A 17,860-nucleotide genomic window follows, 5' to 3' on the forward strand; every position below is an offset into this window, starting at 1 on the left:
ATCAACGTCCTCACGCGTCCGCCTTCCGCGTCACCCGCAGGTACAGCGCGGTGAACGCGCCGAGCACCAGCAGCAGCAACAGGCTCAGGGCACTCGCGGTGCCGAAGTCGTTGTAGTAGAAGGCGTACCGGTACAGCAGGAGCAGCACGGTGACCGTGGAGTCCTCCGGACCGCCGCCGGTCATCACGTACGGCTCGGTGAACACCTGCATGGTCGCCACGACCTGCAACAGCAGCAGCACCAGCAGCACGAACCGGGTCTGCGGGACGGTCACGTGCCACAGCCTGCGCAGCACGCCCGCGCCGTCCAGCTCGGCCGCCTCGTACAGGTCCCCGGAGATGCCCTGCAACGCGGCCAGGTAGATCAGCGTGGCGGTGCCCAGGTTGGCCCAGGTCGACACGATCACCAGCGACAGCATCGAGGTGTCGGCGCTGTCCAACCACGCCGCGCCCTCCAGCCCGAGCCCGCGCAACGCGGTGTTGAGCAGGCCCGGACCGGGGTCGTACATCCACTTCCAGATCAGCGCCGCCACCACCGGCGGCAGCATCACGGGCAGGTAGACGATGAGCCGGAAGTACGCCTTGAAGTGCCTCAACTCGTTGAGCACGACCGCGAGCAAGAACGGGACCGCGAAGCCGAACACCAGTGCCAACGCGGTGAACAGCAGGGTGTTGCGCCACGCCGTGGCGAACAGGGGGTCGGCGAAGAGGCGTTCGAAGTTCTCCCAGCCGACCCACGTGGGGTCGGTGACGAAGTCGACCTGCTGGAAGCCCAGCACGGCCCCACGCGCGATGGGGTACCAGGAGAACACCGCGAAGCAGATCAGCGCGGCGGACAGGAACCCGTACGCGGTCAGGTTCTCCGCGACGCGGCGGCGCATCACTTGACCTGGGCCAGGACGGGGTTCACCTTGGCTTCCGCGTCGGCCAGGAGCCGACTGACGTCCGCGTCGCGGTCGGTGAGCACGGCCTGCATGACGTTGTCGAGGATCGCGTACACCTGCTGGGCGTTCGGCGGCTCGATGTGCCCCTTCGGCTCGGCGTCCACGTAGGACTGGAAGTTGGCGACCGGCACCGTGGCCAGGTCTTCCTTCAGCTCGGCCTGCCTGGCCGCGATGTCACCGGTCCAGACGTCGGCGACCGGGGGCACGGGCAGGCCGATCGGCTGGCCCTGGTCCTTGTACCGCTTGAGGTTCTTCTCGAACCGGTCCGGGTTGAGGTACTTCCACTGGATCCACCTCAGGCCCGCCTTGATCTTCTCCGGCGTGGCCTTCGGGTTGATCATGTAGCCCTCGCCGCCGATGAGCGTGCCCTCGCCGTCCGGGATGCCGGTGAGGCCGTAGTCGGCGTAGTCGCCCTTGAACTGGTTGACCAGGGTCGGCACGTTGTCCGGCGCGGCCAGGTACATGCCGAGCTGGCCCGCGCCCATCATCTGCTGGACGTCCTCGATGACCAGGAGCTGCTTCTCGCCCATGGTGTTGTCGGTCCAGCGCATGTCCTTGAGGTGCTGGAGGACTTCGCGACCCTGGTCGTTGTTGAAGTCCGCGACCCACTTGTCGCCGTCCTGGCGGGCGATCCTGCCGCCGACGGAGTACATCCACGCGGTGAAGTGCCAGCCGCCCTGGTTGTTCTTGCTGTACTCGGCGAAGCCGACCTTGCCGTCGCCCAGCGCGGCGATCTTCTTGGCCGCCTCGCGGACCTCGGCCCACGTCTTCGGCGGCTGGTCGGGGTTCAGGCCCGCCCGGGTGAACAGCGCGCGGTTGTAGAGCAGGCCCATCGAGTAGTTGGCCGTGGGCACGCCGTAGACCTTGCCGTCCTTGCTGAAGACGTCACGCAGCTCCGGCCGGATGGCGTCGTAGTGCGGCATGTCGTTGACGTGCTCGGTGATGTCCGCGGCCTGCCGGCGGGCGATGAGGTTCGCCGGGTCGGTGAAGTAGGCGTAGAACACGTCCTCCAGCTGGCCGCCGGCGAGCTTCGCGGAGACCGTCTTGGGGTCCATGAACCCCTCGTGCGGCTCGATGTCGATGTCGGGGTTGGCGGCCTCGAACTCGGCCACGTCCTCGTCGAAGACCTTGCGGTCGAACGGCTGGGTCTGCGGCGGCTGGCCGTTGACCGAGATGGTGACCTTGCCGCCGGCGGCGGGGCCGTCGTCGGCCTGCGAGCACGCGACGGCGGTCAGGCTCAGGCTGCCTGCCAGCAGCAACCCCGCCGCTCTGCGGAGGCTGAATGAGTTCATGGGGGCGGACCCTCCTCGGCTGTGGTGTGGCGCACACGGTAAGTCGCCCCACCACGGGTGCGCAAGATGTCTACTAAAGTTCGCAACTTGTCGACATCAGTTCGTAAGCTCGCCGGGCACGACCCGAATCCGGGCAGACGAAAGCTGCCGCCCACCGAACGGTGGACGGCAGCGGAGGAGCGCGGACTAGCGCGGAGCGGGCGCGGTGGAGGAGCGGACGACCAGCTCCGGCTCGAAGAGCAGTTCCTCGTCCGGGACGGGGGTGCCCGCGATCTGGTTCGCCAGCAGCTCGACCGCGGCGCGACCCATGGCCTCGATCGGCTGGCGGACCGTGGTCAACGGCGGCTCGGTGCACGTCATGAGCGGCGAGTCGTCGTAGCCGACGACCGAGACGTCGTGCGGCACCTTGAGGCCGTGCCGCCGCACGGCGCGCACCGCGCCCAACGCCAACGGGTCCGACGCGCAGACGACCGCCGTGACGCCCCGGTGCAGCAAACGGGTGGCTGCGGCCTGCCCGCCTTCCAGCGAGAACATCGCGTGCTCCTCGAACAGCTCCACGCCGGCGGCCGCCGCGCACGAGGTCAGCGCGGTGAGCTTGCGCCGCGAGGGCATGTGGTCCGACGGCCCGAGCACCGCGCCGATCCGCACGTGCCCCAACGCCACCAGGTGGCCGAACGCCTGCTCCACGGCCACCGCGTCGTCGCACGACACGCGGGGGAAGCCGAGGTCGTCGATGGCGGCGTTGACCAGGACCGCGGGCAGCTTGCGCCGCGTCATCTGCCGGTAGTGGTCGTGCGAGGCGTCCGCCTGGGCGTACTGCCCGCCGGCGAACACGACCCCGGACACGTGCTGCTCGAACAGCAGCTCCAGGTAGTCCGCCTCGGTCACGCCGCCGGCCGTGCGGGTGCACAGCACCGGGGTGAAACCGCGCTGGGCCAGGGCGTTGCCGACCACGTCGGCGAACGCCGGGAAGATCGGGTTCTGCAGCTCCGGCAGCACCAGCCCGACCAGCCGGGCACGTTCGCCGCGCAGCTGCGTCGGCCGTTCGTACCCGAGCACGTCCAGCGCGGTGAGCACGGCCGACCGCGTCGCGTCGGACACCCCGGGCTTGCCGTTCAGCACCCGGCTGACCGTCGCCTCGCTCACCCCGACCTTCGCGGCCACTTCGGCCAACCGCCGTTGCGTCATGGAGCAACTATACGGCAGGACTTACGTTCCGCTTGCGTTGATTTGCACTCGTTTGCGAGCTGGACGGCGGTCGGCACCACTGCGGCCGGCGGCACGACCCGGTCCACGAGCCCGGTGCGCAACGCCTCGTCAGCTGTCACCCGGCGTGCCACCAGCACCCGACCGCCGGTCCCCCGGCCGTCGGTCACCCATCCGAGCCCGCCGTTCGCGGCCAACACCCGGCGGTCGCACGCCATCGCCAACTCCGCCGCCTCGCCGAACGGGCTGCCGTCGATCGCCGCGACCACCGGCACGGGCAGGTTCGCCACCTCGTCGCGCACACCGCGCACCGCCGCCGCGAACGCCTCGCGCTGCGCCGGCGACGCCCGGACCAGCCGTTTGATGTCGACGGCGCACAGGTGCGGTCCGACCAGGAGCACGACGGCGCGTGCGCCGGCCACCGCGGGCAGCCGCGCCCGCACCGCGGGCAGGACGGTGTCCGACGGCTCGTCGATCCGGATGACCGCGATCCCGTCGGCGCTGTCGAGTGAGACCGTCATGAGGCGGTAATCGTGGCCGAGGGTCACCCCGTTTGTCATGTTCCGCCCCACTATCGAGTGACGGCGGGGTACAAATCCCCTGTGAAGCGGCGGTGGGTGGCGTTGGCGTTGGTCGGCCTGACCGGGTGCGCGGTGCCGGTGGCGGGGCAGCCGACGCCCGGCCCGACGTCGTCCGTCGCGGCGGCGGATCCCGAGGTCGTGCGCTGGGTGGACAACTTCTGCGGCGTGGCGAAGTACATGGTCGCCTCGGGCGGGGTGAAGCTCGACGAGACCCAGACCGACCCGGCCGCGGCGAAGAAGTCCGTCAGCGACTCCCTCGGCCGCGTGGTCGACGTGCTCAACGTCGTGCTGCACGACCTCGACGGCCTGACCCCCGCGCCCTCGCCCGCCGCCGACACCGCGGTCGAGGTCATCACCGAGCCGCTGACCAGGGCGAGGGACAAGTTCGTCAAGGCCAAGTCGACCGTCGACGCCGCGCCGGAGATGACCGTCGACATCTTCTCCGCCGTGATCCAGGACATGACCGAGGCCGTCACGGTGATGAACGAGGCCGTGGAGAAGATGGCCGTGGTCTCCCTGCCGGACGACTTCCGCGCCGCCGCCGCCCAAGCGGAGAACTGCGCCTGATCACCGCGGGCGGTGGCCGCCGGCCGTCGTCTGCAACCAGCCCCCGCGCGACGTGTACTCCGGCGACATGGGCTACGTCGACGTCCGGAACCCGACCTCCCGGACCGGTCGAGGGGGTTGTATGCCCGGTCCCGCCTGCGCAGGGCCGGGCACCACGCCGTCGACACCCGTTCACCGCCCGGCCGTGCGCCGGTGACCTGCGGTCCGATGATCTCCGCACATGTGCGGCCCGCGCTCCCGCCCGACCGCAAATCTGGGGGCGGTGCCCCCATGTGCGCCACCGGACGCCGTGACACGTTGTGCGCGTGTTCCCCTCCGCCGTAGACCGGCCCCCGGCAACGTGGTGGCACAGCGGTGTGCACGGGAACGCCCGAGAGCTGGTCGTCCCCCGTGGACGGCCCTCATGGGCCGCGTTCGTGGAACGCGCCACCACGACCGCGGCCCGTGCAGACTTCCCCGGCGACAGCTGGGACGCCGACGACCCGACCGAGGCGTTCGCGTTCGCGCTGAGACCCCTGGTGCACGCGGCCGCGGCCCTCGACCCCCGGCTGGACGCGGACTTCACCCGCGCGCTGGGCAGGCGGCTGGCCCGGATCGCCGCACGCACCCTCGTGCTGGAGCTGAACCTCGAACGGGTCGGCGGGCGGCTCGCCGGGGACACGCCGCGGGAGCGGTTCGCCGACTTCGTCCGGCACGTCGACCTGCCCGCGCTGTTCGCCAGGTACCCGGTGCTGGCCCGGCTGCTCGGCCAGACCTGCCTGCACGCGGTGGACGCGCACCGCGAGCTGCTCGACCGGTTCGCGCTGGACCGGCCGGAGATCGTGCGGACCCTGCTCGACGGCCGCGACCCCGGCCCGCTCGCGCGGGTGGAGACCGGTCGGGGCGACCCGCACGCGCGGGGCCGCTCGGTGGCCGTGCTGACCTTCGCCGACGGGCGCCGGGTCGTCTACAAGCCCCGGCCGGTGGCCCTGCACCAGGCGTTCGCGGACCTGGTCACGTGGTTCGACGGGCACACCGGCCTCGGCCTGCGGTTGCCGCGTGCGCTGGCCCGACCGGAGCACGGGTGGCTGGAGTTCGTGGCGCACCGCCCCTGCGCCGACGTCACCGAGGTCGGCCGGTTCTACCAGCGGCTCGGCGCGCTGATCGCGCTGCTGTACGCGGTGGACGGCACCGACATGCACTACGAGAACCTGATCGCGGCGGCCGACCAGCCGGTGCTGGTCGACGTGGAGACGTTGTTCCACCCCACGGTCGACGTCCCGGCGGACCCGGCGGTCCGCGCGCTGGCCCGGTCCGTGCACCGCACCGCCGTGCTGCCGCGCGTGCTGCTGGGCGAGCACGGCGCGCTGGACGTCGGCGGCATGGGCGGCGACCACGGCGAGCGGCCGCCGTCCGACGGCGTGGCGTGGCTGCACCCCGGCACCGACCGGATGCGGCTGGTGCGCAGGCCCGCGCCGCTGCCGCCGGCGCACAACCGTCCCGTGGTGGACGGTCGCGAGGCCGAGCCCGCCGACTACCAGGGCGCGCTGCTGGCCGGGTTCCGGATCGGCTACGACGCGCTGTACGACCACCGGGCCGAGCTGCTCGGCCCGGACGGCCTGCTGCACGCCTTCGCGGACCTGCCGGTGCGGTTCGTGCCGCGGATGACCCAGCTGTACGCGACGTTGCTGGACGAGTCGACGCACCCGGACGCGCTGGGCTGCGCGTCGGCCCGCCAGGACGTGCTGGACCTGCTGTGGGACGGCGTGGTGGCCGACGAGGTGCTGCACGCACTGGTGCCGCACGAGCTGCGCGACGTGTGGGCGGGCGACGTGCCGCTGTTCACCAGCCGGCCGGGCAGTCGCGACGTGTGGACCTCCACCGGGCAGCGGCTGCCCGACCTGCTGCCCGCGTCCGCGCTGGACGCGGTCACGGCCAAGGTCGCCGCGCTGGACGAGGTGGACAAGCACGACCAGCAGTGGCTGATCAGCGCCGGGCTGGCGAGCAGGCCACGGCCCGTGGACCACCGCACCGGCCGGGGCGTGTCCGCGCCGGTCGAGGCGGGCGTCCCCGATCCGCAGCGGCTGCTGGTGGCCGCGTGCGGCATCGCCGACGAGGTGCTGGCGCACGCCACGACGGCCGACGGCCGGGTCAACTGGGTCGGTCTGGAACTGGTGGACGACCGGCACTGGGCGGTGGCCCCGATGGGCGCCGGGCTGTCCAACGGCTACACCGGCGTGGCGTTGTTCCTGGCGCAGTTGGGCGAGCTCACCGGCGCCGCCCGGTACACCGGGTTCGCCCGGGACGCGCTCGCGCCGATCCCCGGTCTGCTGGCCGCGTTCGCGCGGGACGCCGAGATGGCGGCGGCCGTGGGCAGCGGCGCGTTCCACGGGCTCGGCGGCATCTGCTACGCGCTGGCCCGGCTGGCGAACCTGCTGGGCGACAGCGAGATCACCGACTGGCTGGGTGCCGCGCTGGACGTCGCGACCGCCGTGTCGGCCGCGGGCGACGAGCCGGCCAACGTGGTCGAGGGCCGGGCGGGCGGCCTGGCCGCGATGCGGTCGGTGCGGGCGGAGAGCGGCTTGCCCGCCGCCTCGGCGCTGGCCCGCGCCCACGCCGACCGGCTGCTCACGGCCACTCCCGGCGGCGACGGCTTCGCCCGCGGCCGCGCGGGTGTCGGCTGGGCGTTGCTGCGGCACGCGCGAGCCGTGGGCGACGACCGCTACGGTGTGGCGGGCCGCGCGCACCTGCGTGCCGACCACGCACTGCGGCAACGCCTGCTCGACGTGACGGAGGCCGACCACAGCTGGTGCTCCGGGTTGTCCGGCGCCGTGCTCGCGCACTGCGCCCACCCGGGCCAACCGGTCGACGCGCACACGCTGCACCTCGACCGGTGCCTGAACGCCCTGGCGGTGCACGAACCGCTGCGCGACCTGAGCCTGTGCCACGGTGAGCTGGGCGTGGTCGAGGCGCTGACCGTGCTCGCGGAACGCGGGCACGGCATGGCGGCGGCCATGCGCAACCGGCGCGCCGGGCTGGTCCTCGGCACGCTGGACCAGTACGGGGCGCGCTGCGGCACGCCCGGTGGCGTGCCGTCGGCCGGTCTGCTGACCGGGCTGTCCGGCATCGGCTACGGCTTGCTCCGCCTCGGTTTCCCCGAGCAGGTTCCCTCCGTGCTCCTGCTCGGATCAACGCACGACATCCACCCCCACGAGGAGAACACCCGATGATCGACGCCAACCACGACGAGGTCACCACCTGGCGCGAAGACCAGGACGGCGACCACCCCGCCGGTGAGATGGCGCTGTCCCGCAAGGCGAAGGCGGGCGCCCGCGCCCGCGCGCTGGCGGGGCTGACCATGGCCGTCGGCGCGTACGCCGCGGTTGCCGTCAGCGAGAGCACGATGACCACCGTGAGCGCACCAGGGCTGCCCTTGTAACGAGCCGCGCCCACCGCCGAACTGCCCGCACTGGGGGTGTGGGCAGTTTGGCATGCGGCCGATCGGCTTGACTAAGGTCGGCGCATGCACACCCGCGCGCCGGTCGTGGTCGGCCGCGACGAAGAACTCCGCGTGCTCGACCGAATGCTGGCCGACGCAGGCCGCCACCGCGGCCGTGCCGTGTTCCTCGTCGGCGAGCCGGGCATCGGGAAGACCCGGTTGGCGCGCTTCGCCGCCGGCGCCGCGTTCGACCGCGGCATGCGGGTGCTGCGCGGTCGCGGCAGCACCATCGGGCCGATCGTGCCGTTCCGGCCGCTGGCCGAGGCCCTGATGTCGCTGCTGCGCGTAAGTGACGGCATCGACCTGCGCGAACTCGGTCCCTACCAGCCCGCGCTCGGCCGGTTGGTGCCCGAGTGGAGCCCGGAGACGGGGTCCCCCGAGGACCAGCGGCCGGCGCAGTCGGTGCTGGTGCTGGCCGAGGCGGTGCTGCGGCTGCTGGCCGTGGTCGGCCGGTCCCAGCCGTGCCTGGTGGTGCTGGAGGACCTGCACGACGCGGACGCCGAGACGCTGGCGGTGGTCGACTACGTGGTGGACAACCTCGACCAGGCGCCCGCCGCGCTGCTGGTGACCACCCGTGCCGACCCCGGCCCGACCCTGGACGTGGTCCGCCTGGCCGCTCAACGGCAGGCGGGCGTGCTGCTGGAGCTGCGCCGGTTGGACGAGCGGCAGGTGCGCCGGATGGTGGGGCTGTGCCTGGAGGCGGAGGACCACGAGGTGCCCGCCGAGGTCGTGCAACGGCTGTGGGCCGACAGCGCGGGCAACCCGTTCGTGGTCGAGGAGATGGTGCACGGCCTGGTCAACGGCGGTCTGCTGGTGCGCGGGCCGGGCGGCTGGCAGGTGCTCGGCGAACTGCGCATCGACGTGCCGTCGGCCGTGGTGCGGTCGATCGCGCACCGCACCGACCGGCTCGGGCCGCAGGGCCGCGAGGTGCTGTCGGTGGCCGCCGTGCTGGGCCACCGGTTCCCGCTGTCGGTGCTGCGGCGGGTGACCGGCATGGACGACCGGGGCCTGCTGTCGCACCTGCACGCGGGCGTCGCCGCGCAGCTCGTGACGCCGGACGAGCCGGTGCCCGACTGGTACGCGTTCCGGCACCCGCTCACCGCCGAGGCCCTGCTGGCGCAGATGCCGCCGCCGCACCGGGCGGAGCTGGCGCGGAGGACCGCCGACGCCGTGCAGCAGCTGCACCCCGGCCTGTCGGGCGAGTGGTGCGCGCTGGTGGCGTCGCTGCGCCTGGACGCCGGGCAGACCGCCGAGGCGGGCGCGCTGCTGGCCGAGGCGGGGCGGCGGGCGCTGGCCGGTGGCGCGGCCGGGTCCGCGGTGCGGCTGCTCGACCACGCGCACCGGCTGCTGGCCAGCGAGGTCGACGTGTCGGTCCGCGCCGACGTGCTGGACTCGCTGCTGCCCGCGCTGGCCGAGGCGGGCCAGTTCGAGCGGGCGTTCGCGCTGGTCGACGCGGTGACCGAGCTGAGCGCCGCGGGGTTGAGCCGGGTTCGGCGGGCCGAGCTGCACACCAAGCTGGCGCAGGTGGCCAACACCGCGGGCCGGTGGACCGACGGCATGGCGCACGTGGAGACGGCACGGGCACTCCTCGGCGCGGACGCGTCCGACGAGCACACCGCGCGGCTCGACGCGGTGGCGGCGTTCCTGACGTTGAACCTGGACGCGCCGGACCGGATCTCCTCGGCCGAGTTCCTGGCCCGGCGCGCGGCCGACGCGGCCAAGCGGGTGCCGCTGCCCGAGGTGGGCTGCGAGACGTGGCAGCTGCTGGGCGTGCTGGCGCGGGACCGCGACCTGGACGAGGCGGCCGAGTGCTTCAGCCGGGCGCGGGCGCTGGCCGAGGAGCACGGGCTGCCGATCCAGCGGGTGTACGCGGTGATCCGGCAGGCAGGGCTGGACTGGCTGGCCGAGGGGAAGTCGGTGGAGCTGGCCGAGGCGCGTGAGGAGGCGTTGCTGATCGGTGCGATCAGCGTGGCCTACAACGTGGACGCGATCCTCGGGCTGGACGCCGTGCTGCGCGGCCAGTACGGGGTGGCGGCGGAGCGGCTGGTGCACACCGTCGCGGACACCCGGCGGCTGCAGCTCAAGCACCTGACCCTGTACGGGTTGATGGCGCAGGCGACGGCGGCCGCGCACCAGGGCAGGCGGGCCGAGATGGACGCCGCGATCGAGGCGTTCGACCAGGTGGGCGGGGTCGGCTCGCAGGAACGACCGCTGTGCTTCGGGTTGGCCCGGGCGTTCTGCGCGCTGCTGGAGGAGGACCGCGCGGCGGCCGGGCACGACCTGGCGAGGGCGATCGCGTACGAGTCGGAGACGCCCACGGTGTACCACCTGTCCGGCCGGCACGGGCTGCGGTTGCTGCTGGACGCGCTGTCCGGGGCGTTGGACCTCGACGGCTACCTCGCGGTGACGCGGTCGGCGGCGGCCCGGATGCGCTGGAACCGGGGGTTCGCGCAGTTCGCGCTGGCCGTGCTGCTGGGCAGGCTGGGTCGGGAGGCGGAGGCGGCGCAGGCCGTGCGCGCGGCCCGCGAGGCGTCGGCGATCCACCCGCTGGCCCGCCACCTCGGGCTGCGGCTGGTGGCCGAGGCGGCCGTGGCCGACGGGTGGGGCGAGCCGGTGGGCTGGTTGCGCAGCGCCGAGGAGTACTTCCACCAGGCCGGTCAGCCCGCGGTGGCCAGCGCGTGCCGCGGGCTGCTGCGGCAGGTCGGCGCGTCGGTGCCGCAGCGGCGGACCGGGTCCGACCAGGTGCCGCGCGAGCTGCGGGCGCTGGGCGTGACCGTGCGCGAGTTCGAGGTGTTCCGGCTGATGGCGGGACGGTTGGGGAACAAGGCGATCGCCACCCGGCTGCACATCTCGCCGCGCACGGTGGAGAAGCACGTGGCCAGCCTGATCACGAAGACGGCCCAGCCGGACCGGGAGTCGCTCAGCGCGTTCGCGGCGTCGCTCGGACCCGCCGACCGGCCCTAGCAAGGCGGTCGCGGGTCCGTTAGACCTGGTGCGGTGAGAATCCTGGTGGCAGTGGCGCTGACGATGGTCCTCGGCGGCGGGGTGGCGCAGGCGTCGCCGTCCGCTCCCGAAGCGACGGGCACCGAGACGACGGGCACCGAGACGACGGAGGCGGTGGGGACGGACGCGACGGGCACGACCCGCGGTCCGTGCGCGTACACCGTGACGCCGGACGAGCCCGCCGCACGCCCCGTGCCGCTGCCGCCGGACCCCCGGCACACGCCGGACCGCGGTCACCCCGAGGTGCTGTTGAAGACCAACCAGGGCCCCGTGCCGCTGGTGCTGGACCGCGCGAAGGCGCCGTGCACGGTGCAGAGCTTCCTGCACCTGGTGCGCAGGAAGTTCTACGACGACACGACGTGCCACCGGCTCACGGCGTACCCGACGTTGAAGGTGCTCCAGTGCGGCGACCCGTCCGGCACCGGTGAGGGCGGCCCCGGTTACAAGTACAAGGACGAGCTGCCGACCGACCTCGCGCCGGCCCCCAACGATCCCACGGGCCTGCGCCGCATCTACCCGCGCGGCACCCTGGCCATGGCCAACGCGGGCCCCGACACCAACGGCAGCCAGTTCTTCCTGGTCACGTCGGATTCCGTGCTGCGGCCCAACTACACCGTGTTCGGCCGCGTCACCGCCGCCGGGCTCGCCACCCTGGACCGGGTCGCCGCAGGCGGCATCGCGCCGAACCCCGACAGCGAGGTCGACGGCCGACCGGCCCTGACCACGGACATCCAGCGCGCCAAGCGCACCTGCTGAACCTCGGCGGGCCGGGCCTCAGGAGACGGGCCTCAGGAGACGGGCGCGGTCACGCGGATGTCGGCGTTCCAGTCGGTGAAGCGGTGCAGGGTGCGCTGGAAGACGTTGTCCTCCAACGTCTTCAGCACCTGCTCCACCCGCACCGGCAGGTCGCCCGGACCCACCCACACGGTGGCGGAGGCGGTGAACCCCGACTCGTAGGCCGCCAGCAGTTGGGCGCGTCGTGAGCTGTCGGCGGTCCGCTCGGCCTGCTGCCTCAGGTCGACGAGCACGGTGTAGCGGTGCGTCGACACGCCGTCGACCTCCTCGTCGCCCTTGGCCACGAGCAGGCTGCCGGCGAGGGACTCCACCACCGACGCCGGGTCCACCTCGTCGGCCAGGCCCGCCACCGTGGTGTCCGCCCGCACGGGCGCGCGCTGGGTCAGGGCGAGCCTGGTCCACGCGCCGCCGTCGGTGCGCGAGTAGCCGGCGTCGGCCAGCACGACGACGTCGGTGGACGAGCCCTGCCGCAGCGACAGCAACCGGCCCTCGCGGGCGCGCAGCAGGCCGCCGGCGAGCGTCACCTGCAACCCCGACATGGTGGTCTCGGCCTCGAACCGGACCGACCGCTGCTCGTCGGCGCGGGCGGCCAGCGAGGTGATCAGCGTGGCGCTGTCGTCCACCACCGGGCCCAGGGTCGGCGTCGGCAGGGCCGTCCGCTCGGCGCAGCCCGCCAGTGCCACCGCGGCCAGCACCAACGCGACGACGGACCTGCGCATGACTCCCCCCACGGACGGTGAACCAGGCCATCCTCCCGCACCCGCGACCGATAAGGAGTACGAACCCCGAAAGTGCCTCGGCTACCGTCGGGGGCATGCCCCACGTGCTCTCCATCAACGTCGGCTCCCGCGCCGAGTTCGACCAGGCCGACGTCGGCCACACCGGCATCGGCAAGCGCCCGGTGCACGGCCCCGTGGACGTCCGCGCACCGGGCCCGCGCGGCACGGGCGGCAGCGGCGTCGTCGGCGACCACATCTCCGACCTGCGCCACCACGGCGGCACGGACCAGGCCGTCTACGCCTACGCGCGGGAGGAGCTGGACGAGTGGTCGGTGGAGCTCGGCCGCGACCTGCCGCCCGGCCTGTTCGGCGAGAACCTGACCACCGTGGGCCTGGACGTGTCCGGCACGCGCATCGGCGAGCGGTGGCGGATCGGTGGCCTGCTGCTCCAGGCGACCAACCCGCGCGTGCCGTGCCGGACGTTCGCCGGCGTAATGGAGGAACGCGGGTGGGTGAAGACGTTCACCCGGCGAGGGCTCCCCGGGGCGTACTTCCGGGTCTTGGAGCCCGGCACGATCACCACCGGTGACGAGATCACGGTCGAGCACCGGCCCGACCACGACGTCACGATGGCCCTCGCGTTCCGCGCCCTGACCCTGGAGCCCGCGTTGCTGCCGGACCTGCTGGCGGTCGGTGACGACCTGCCCGAGGACCTGCGACGCCGGGTCGAGCGGCGGACGTTCGACCCGGCGTAGCGGTCGGCGGCGCTCAGGCCAGCGCGGACAGCTTCTCGAACTCCTCGTCGGTCAGCTCGATCCGGGCCGCCGCCACGTTCTCCTCCAGGTGCGCGACGGAGGACGTGCCGGGGATCGGCAGCACGACCGGCGACCGGCGCAGCAGCCACGCCAGCGCCAGCTGCGCGGGCGTGGCGCCGTGCTCCTTGGCCGCCGCGTCGAGCACCCCGCCCGGTCGGGCCAGCTCGCCGGTCGCCACCGGGAACCACGGGATGAACGCGATGCCCTGCTCCGCGGTGCGCTCCAGCACGGCCTCGTGCCCGCGGTTGGCCAGGTTGTACAGGTTCTGCACGCTCGCGATCGGGGCGACCGCCTGGGCGGCCTCCAGCTGGGCGACGTCCACCTCGGACAGCCCGATGTGCCGGATCTTGCCCTCCTCCTGCAGCTTGCGCAGCTCGCCGACCTGGTCCTCCAGCGGGTAGTCCGGGTCGATGCGGTGCAGCTGGTAGAGGTCGATGCGCTCGACGCCCAGCCGGACGAGGCTGGTCTCGACGGCCTGGCGCAGGTAGGCGGGCTTGCCCAGGACCGGCCACTCGTTCGGGCCGGTGCGCAGCAGGCCTCCCTTGGTCGCGATGACCAGGTCGTCGGCGTACGGGTGCAGCGCCTGCCGGATCAACTCCTCGTTGACGTGCGGGCCGTAGGCATCCGCGGTGTCGATGAAGTTGACGCCCAGCTCGACCACGCGGCGCAGCACGGCGATGGCGTTGTCGCGGTCGGCGGGGTATCCCCAGATGCCCTCACCGGTCAGCCGCATCGCGCCGTAGCCGAGGCGGTTGACGGTCAGGTCCCCGCCCAGCGAGAAGGTCTCAGACACCTCTGGTGCTCCTTGGAACTCGGGTGACGCTCGGTTCTCCTCTCGCGCCAACCCGGCGGAGCGCGTCGGTTGTTCCCGGTCGGGCGAACCGACCGACGCGCGTCCACCTGGTGGAACCCGCTACTGCTTGGCGACCAGCGTGAGCACGTCGTACTTGGCCACCGACTCGCCCTTCTGGTTCACCAGGTCGGCGTCCCAGCGGACCTCGCCGTAGTCCTGGTCCTCACGCGGCGTGATCTGCTTCGCGGTCAACGTCACGGTCAGCTCGTCGCCGGGGAACGTGGGCGTGAGGAACCGCAGGTTCTCCAGCCCGTAGTTGGCCAGCACCGGCCCCGGCTCGGGCGAGACGAACAGGCCCGCCGCGAACGACACCACCAGGTAGCCATGCGCGACCCGGCCGCCGAAGAACGGGTTCGCCGCAGCGGCCTCTTCGTCCATGTGCGCGTAGAACGTGTCGCCGGTGAACTCGGCGAAGTGCTCGATGTCGGCCAGCGTCACGGCCCGCGGACCGGCCACGACCGTGTCGCCGATCCTCAGCTCCCGCAGCGACTTGCGGAACGGGTGCACGTCCGACTCGGTGCGCGGCGCGCCCGCCACCCACCGCCCGGTGACCGCGCTCAGGATCCTCGGGCTCGCCTGCACGGCCGTGCGCTGCATGTGGTGCAGCACGCCGCGGATGCCGCCCATCTCCTCGCCACCGCCCGCGCGGCCCGGCCCGCCGTGCACCAGCATCGGCAGGGGTGAGCCGTGGCCGGTGGACTCCTTGGCGTCGTCGCGGTCCAGCACCAGGACGCGGCCGTGCCACGGCGCCACGCCCAGCACCACGTCCCGCGCGAAGTCCTCGTCGTGCGTGACGACCGAGCCGACGAGGCTGCCCGCGCCCCGTGCCGCCAGCTCGACCGCGTGGTCGGCGTCGCGGTAGGCCATCAGCGTCGACACCGGCCCGAACGCCTCCACCTCGTGCGGCTGGGCGTGGTCTGGGTCGGCCTTGAGCAGCACCGGTGACAGGAACGCGCCGCGCTCGGCGTCGGCGTCCACCACGTCGACCCGGTCGAGCGAGCCGTACACGACGTCGCCGACCTCCAGCAGCGCCTTCAGCGACCGCCGGACCTCCTCGCGCTGCTCCAACCCGGCCAACGCGCCCATCCGCACGCCCTCGTTCGCGGGGTTGCCGATGACGACCTTGGCCAGGCGCGCGCTCGCGGCGTCGGCGACGGCGGACAGCAGGGGGGCGGGGACCAGGGCGCGCCGGATCGCGGTGCACTTCTGGCCGGCCTTGACCGTCATCTCGCTGACGAGCTGCTTGACGAACAGGTCGAACTCGGGGGTGCCCTCGACCGCGTCCGGGCCGAGGATCGAGCAGTTCAGCGAGTCGGCCTCGGCGTTGAACCGCACGCTGTTGCGTACCACGGCCGGGTGGGTGCGCAGCACCTGGGCGGTGGACGCGGAGCCGGTGAAGCCGACCAGGTCCTGTCCGGTCAGGTGGTCGAGCAGGTCGCCCGCGCTGCCGGTGACCAGCTGCAACGAGCCCTCGGGCAGCAGGTCCGAGGCGAGCATCAGCTCGACCAGCTTCTCGGTGATGTAGGCCGTCTGGGAGGCGGGCTTGATCAGCGACGGCACGCCAGCGATGAACGCGGGGGCGAACTTCTCCAGCGGGCCCCACATGGGGAAGTTGAAGGCGTTGATCTGCACCGCGACACCGCGCAAGGGGGTGGCGATGTGCTGGCCGACGAACGTGCCGCCCTTGCTCAGCGGCTCGACGTTGCCGTCCACGTGCACCTTGGCGTTGGGCAGCTCGCGCTTGGCCTTGCTCGCGTAGCCGAACAGCACGCCGATGCCGCCGTCGACGTCGATCAGCGAGTCGGTCCTGGTGGCGCCCGATCGGGCGGACAGGGCGTACAGCTCGTCGCGGTGTTCCCGCAGGTTCGAGGCGAGGGCCTTGAGCAGGGCCGCGCGCTGGTGGAACGTCAGCTCCCGCAGCGCGGGCCCGCCGACGCGCCTGCCGTGGTCCAGCGCCGCCGCCATGTCGATGCCGTGCGACGAGATGCGGGTGATCTCCTCGCCGGTCACCGCGTCGTGCAGCGGCACGCCTTCGGCGGACGGAACGTGCCAGCGACCGGACACGTAGCTGCGCAGCATGGCCATCGGGTGTCGACCTCCTCGTCGGGCCGGTGGGTGTCCCGGCATGACCCGACAGTAAAGCCTCCGCACTTTCATCGTGACTTGATTCAACCCATGCAGTAACTTCTGCCTGGCCGCCGCCTCCAGTGAAGGGAGTGTCGATGAAGACACGAACCGTGGTGGGCGCGATCGTGCTCGCCTTCAGCGGGCTGGTCGTGCCTGCCGCCCAGGCCTCTCCGGCGCCGGACGCCGCCGACGCGGGCACGATGGCGGTGACGTTCGCCGAGGAGTTCAACGGCCCGGCGGGCACGCGGGTCGACGGTTCCAAGTGGAACACCGAGGTCGGCGACAACAACGGCAACAACCGCGAGCACCAGTACTACACGACGTCGGCGAGCAACGCGGCCATGGACGGCGCGGGCAACCTCGTCATCACCGCGCGCCGCGAGAACCCCGGCAACTACAACTGCTGGTACGGCCGCTGCCAGTACACCTCGACCCGGATCAACACCGCGGGCAAGTTCACCACGACCTACGGCAAGGTCGAGGCGCGGATGAAGATGCCGCGCGGCAAGGGCATCTGGCCCGCGTTCTGGATGCTCGGCCAGGACATCAACTCCGGCAACCCGTGGCCGGGCAGCGGCGAGATCGACATCATGGAGTTCCTGGGCCACGACCAGGACACCGTGTACGGCACCATCCACGGTCCCGGGTACTCCGGCGCGGGCGGCATCGGCATGGCGTACAACGGGCCGAACTTCGCCGACGGCTTCCACACCTTCGCCGTCGAGTGGTCGCCGAGCGGTATCGCGTGGTCCGTGGACGGCAACGTCTACCAGCGCCGCACGCCCGCCGACGTCGGCGGCAACCAGTGGGTGTTCAACAAGCCGTTCTTCATCATCCTCAACCTGGCGGTCGGTGGTGAGTGGCCGGGCTACCCGGACGCGAGCACCACGTTCCCGCAGCAGTTCGTGATCGACTACGTGCGCGTGTCGACGGTCGACGGCAACCCGCCCGCGGGTGGTGGCCGGATCACCGGCATCGGCGGCAAGTGCGTGGACGTGGCCGGGGCGAACTCGGCCAACGGCACGCCCGTGCAGCTGTGGGACTGCAACGGCACGGCCGCCCAGCAGTGGTCGCGCCCCGGTGACGGCACGATCCGCGCGCTGGGCAAGTGCCTGGACGCGGCGTCGGGCGGCACCGCGGACGGCACGTTGGTGCAGCTGTGGGACTGCAACGGGACCGGCGCGCAGCGGTGGGCGGTGAGCGGTGCCAACGACATCGTGAACATCCAGGCCAACAAGTGCCTGGACGCCCAGAACAGCAGCTCCGCCAACGGCACGAGGCTGCAGCTGTGGACCTGCTTCGGGACCGCGAACCAGAAGTGGACCGTCGCGTGAGCAGCGCGGTGTGAACGGGGTATGCGGACCCTGAACGGCCGGAGGCGACCGAGGCCGACCACGACCGCCGACTCTCCCCGGCGATCGTGACGGCCGCAGGTCGAGGCGGGCGCGACGCGGGTGCTCGCGCCCGCCTCCTTCGACGGC

The 17,860-nt window shown here is 72.7% G+C and carries 14 protein-coding genes; 7 read left to right on the plus strand and 7 right to left on the minus strand.

Annotated features, from left to right (window positions below):
* Positions 1 to 10 precede the first annotated feature (10 nt).
* The 4 genes from AB0K14_RS27770 to AB0K14_RS27785 form a co-directional block, all read right to left on the minus strand.
* Positions 11 to 880 carry a sugar ABC transporter permease gene (locus AB0K14_RS27770; RefSeq protein WP_360449420.1) on the minus strand — a complete coding sequence of 290 codons (870 nt, stop codon included), beginning with the start codon at positions 878 to 880 and terminating at the stop codon, positions 11 to 13.
* On the minus strand, positions 880 to 2,235 hold the full coding sequence (locus tag AB0K14_RS27775) for a sugar ABC transporter substrate-binding protein (RefSeq protein WP_360449417.1): 1,356 nt from the start codon (positions 2,233 to 2,235) through the stop codon (positions 880 to 882). Before AB0K14_RS27775 ends, AB0K14_RS27770 begins: the two co-directional genes overlap by 1 nt.
* A gap of 186 nt (positions 2,236 to 2,421) precedes the next feature.
* A complete protein-coding gene (locus AB0K14_RS27780) occupies positions 2,422 to 3,423 on the minus strand; it encodes a LacI family DNA-binding transcriptional regulator (RefSeq protein ID WP_360449415.1) in 1,002 nt (333 codons plus the stop codon).
* Positions 3,420 to 3,962: an enoyl-CoA hydratase/isomerase family protein gene (locus tag AB0K14_RS27785; protein ID WP_360449412.1), complete on the minus strand. Its 543-nt coding sequence runs from the start codon at positions 3,960 to 3,962 to the stop codon at positions 3,420 to 3,422. Before AB0K14_RS27785 ends, AB0K14_RS27780 begins: the two co-directional genes overlap by 4 nt.
* An 81-nt stretch (positions 3,963 to 4,043) precedes the next feature.
* On the opposite strand from AB0K14_RS27785, the gene AB0K14_RS27790 reads away from it, so the two are divergent.
* From AB0K14_RS27790 to AB0K14_RS27810, 5 genes are all read left to right on the plus strand, one after another.
* Complete coding sequence (locus AB0K14_RS27790) at positions 4,044 to 4,589, plus strand: hypothetical protein (protein WP_360449409.1); 546 nt, start codon at positions 4,044 to 4,046, stop codon at positions 4,587 to 4,589.
* A 356-nt stretch (positions 4,590 to 4,945) separates the two neighbouring features.
* A complete protein-coding gene (locus AB0K14_RS27795; protein WP_364339149.1) occupies positions 4,946 to 7,798 on the plus strand; it encodes a type 2 lanthipeptide synthetase LanM family protein in 2,853 nt (950 codons plus the stop codon).
* Positions 7,795 to 8,007: a hypothetical protein gene (locus AB0K14_RS27800; RefSeq protein WP_360449403.1), complete on the plus strand. Its 213-nt coding sequence runs from the start codon at positions 7,795 to 7,797 to the stop codon at positions 8,005 to 8,007. Before AB0K14_RS27795 ends, AB0K14_RS27800 begins: the two co-directional genes overlap by 4 nt.
* Before the next feature lie 84 nt (positions 8,008 to 8,091).
* Positions 8,092 to 11,031 carry an AAA family ATPase gene (locus AB0K14_RS27805; RefSeq protein ID WP_360449400.1) on the plus strand — a complete coding sequence of 980 codons (2,940 nt, stop codon included), beginning with the start codon at positions 8,092 to 8,094 and terminating at the stop codon, positions 11,029 to 11,031.
* Positions 11,032 to 11,064: 33 nt separating this feature from the next.
* Positions 11,065 to 11,826, plus strand: coding sequence for a peptidylprolyl isomerase (locus AB0K14_RS27810; RefSeq protein WP_360449397.1), 762 nt, complete (start codon positions 11,065 to 11,067; stop codon positions 11,824 to 11,826).
* Positions 11,827 to 11,858: 32 nt separating this feature from the next.
* Here the strand turns inward: AB0K14_RS27810 and AB0K14_RS27815 are convergent, their stop codons facing one another.
* Positions 11,859 to 12,584 (minus strand): hypothetical protein, encoded by a 726-nt coding sequence (locus tag AB0K14_RS27815; RefSeq protein ID WP_360449395.1) that lies wholly within the window; start codon positions 12,582 to 12,584, stop codon positions 11,859 to 11,861.
* A gap of 95 nt (positions 12,585 to 12,679) precedes the next feature.
* Here AB0K14_RS27815 and AB0K14_RS27820 point away from each other — a divergent pair, with 95 nt between their 5' ends.
* The gene (locus AB0K14_RS27820) at positions 12,680 to 13,339 is read left to right on the plus strand and encodes an MOSC domain-containing protein (RefSeq protein WP_360449393.1); all 660 of its coding nucleotides are present in this window, start codon (positions 12,680 to 12,682) and stop codon (positions 13,337 to 13,339) included.
* Between the two features lie 13 nt (positions 13,340 to 13,352).
* Here the strand turns inward: AB0K14_RS27820 and AB0K14_RS27825 are convergent, their stop codons facing one another.
* Positions 13,353 to 14,192: an aldo/keto reductase gene (locus AB0K14_RS27825; protein WP_360449390.1), complete on the minus strand. Its 840-nt coding sequence runs from the start codon at positions 14,190 to 14,192 to the stop codon at positions 13,353 to 13,355.
* A 120-nt stretch (positions 14,193 to 14,312) separates the two neighbouring features.
* Positions 14,313 to 16,337: a phenylacetic acid degradation bifunctional protein PaaZ gene (gene paaZ / locus AB0K14_RS27830; RefSeq protein ID WP_360449388.1), complete on the minus strand. Its 2,025-nt coding sequence runs from the start codon at positions 16,335 to 16,337 to the stop codon at positions 14,313 to 14,315.
* A gap of 137 nt (positions 16,338 to 16,474) precedes the next feature.
* On the opposite strand from paaZ, the gene AB0K14_RS27835 reads away from it, so the two are divergent.
* Positions 16,475 to 17,713: a family 16 glycosylhydrolase gene (locus AB0K14_RS27835; protein ID WP_360449386.1), complete on the plus strand. Its 1,239-nt coding sequence runs from the start codon at positions 16,475 to 16,477 to the stop codon at positions 17,711 to 17,713.
* Positions 17,714 to 17,860: the final 147 nt, after the last annotated feature.

Origin of the sequence: Actinosynnema sp. NPDC050801 (genome assembly GCF_040673975.1) — a bacterium.
GTDB lineage: Bacteria > Actinomycetota > Actinomycetes > Mycobacteriales > Pseudonocardiaceae > Actinosynnema.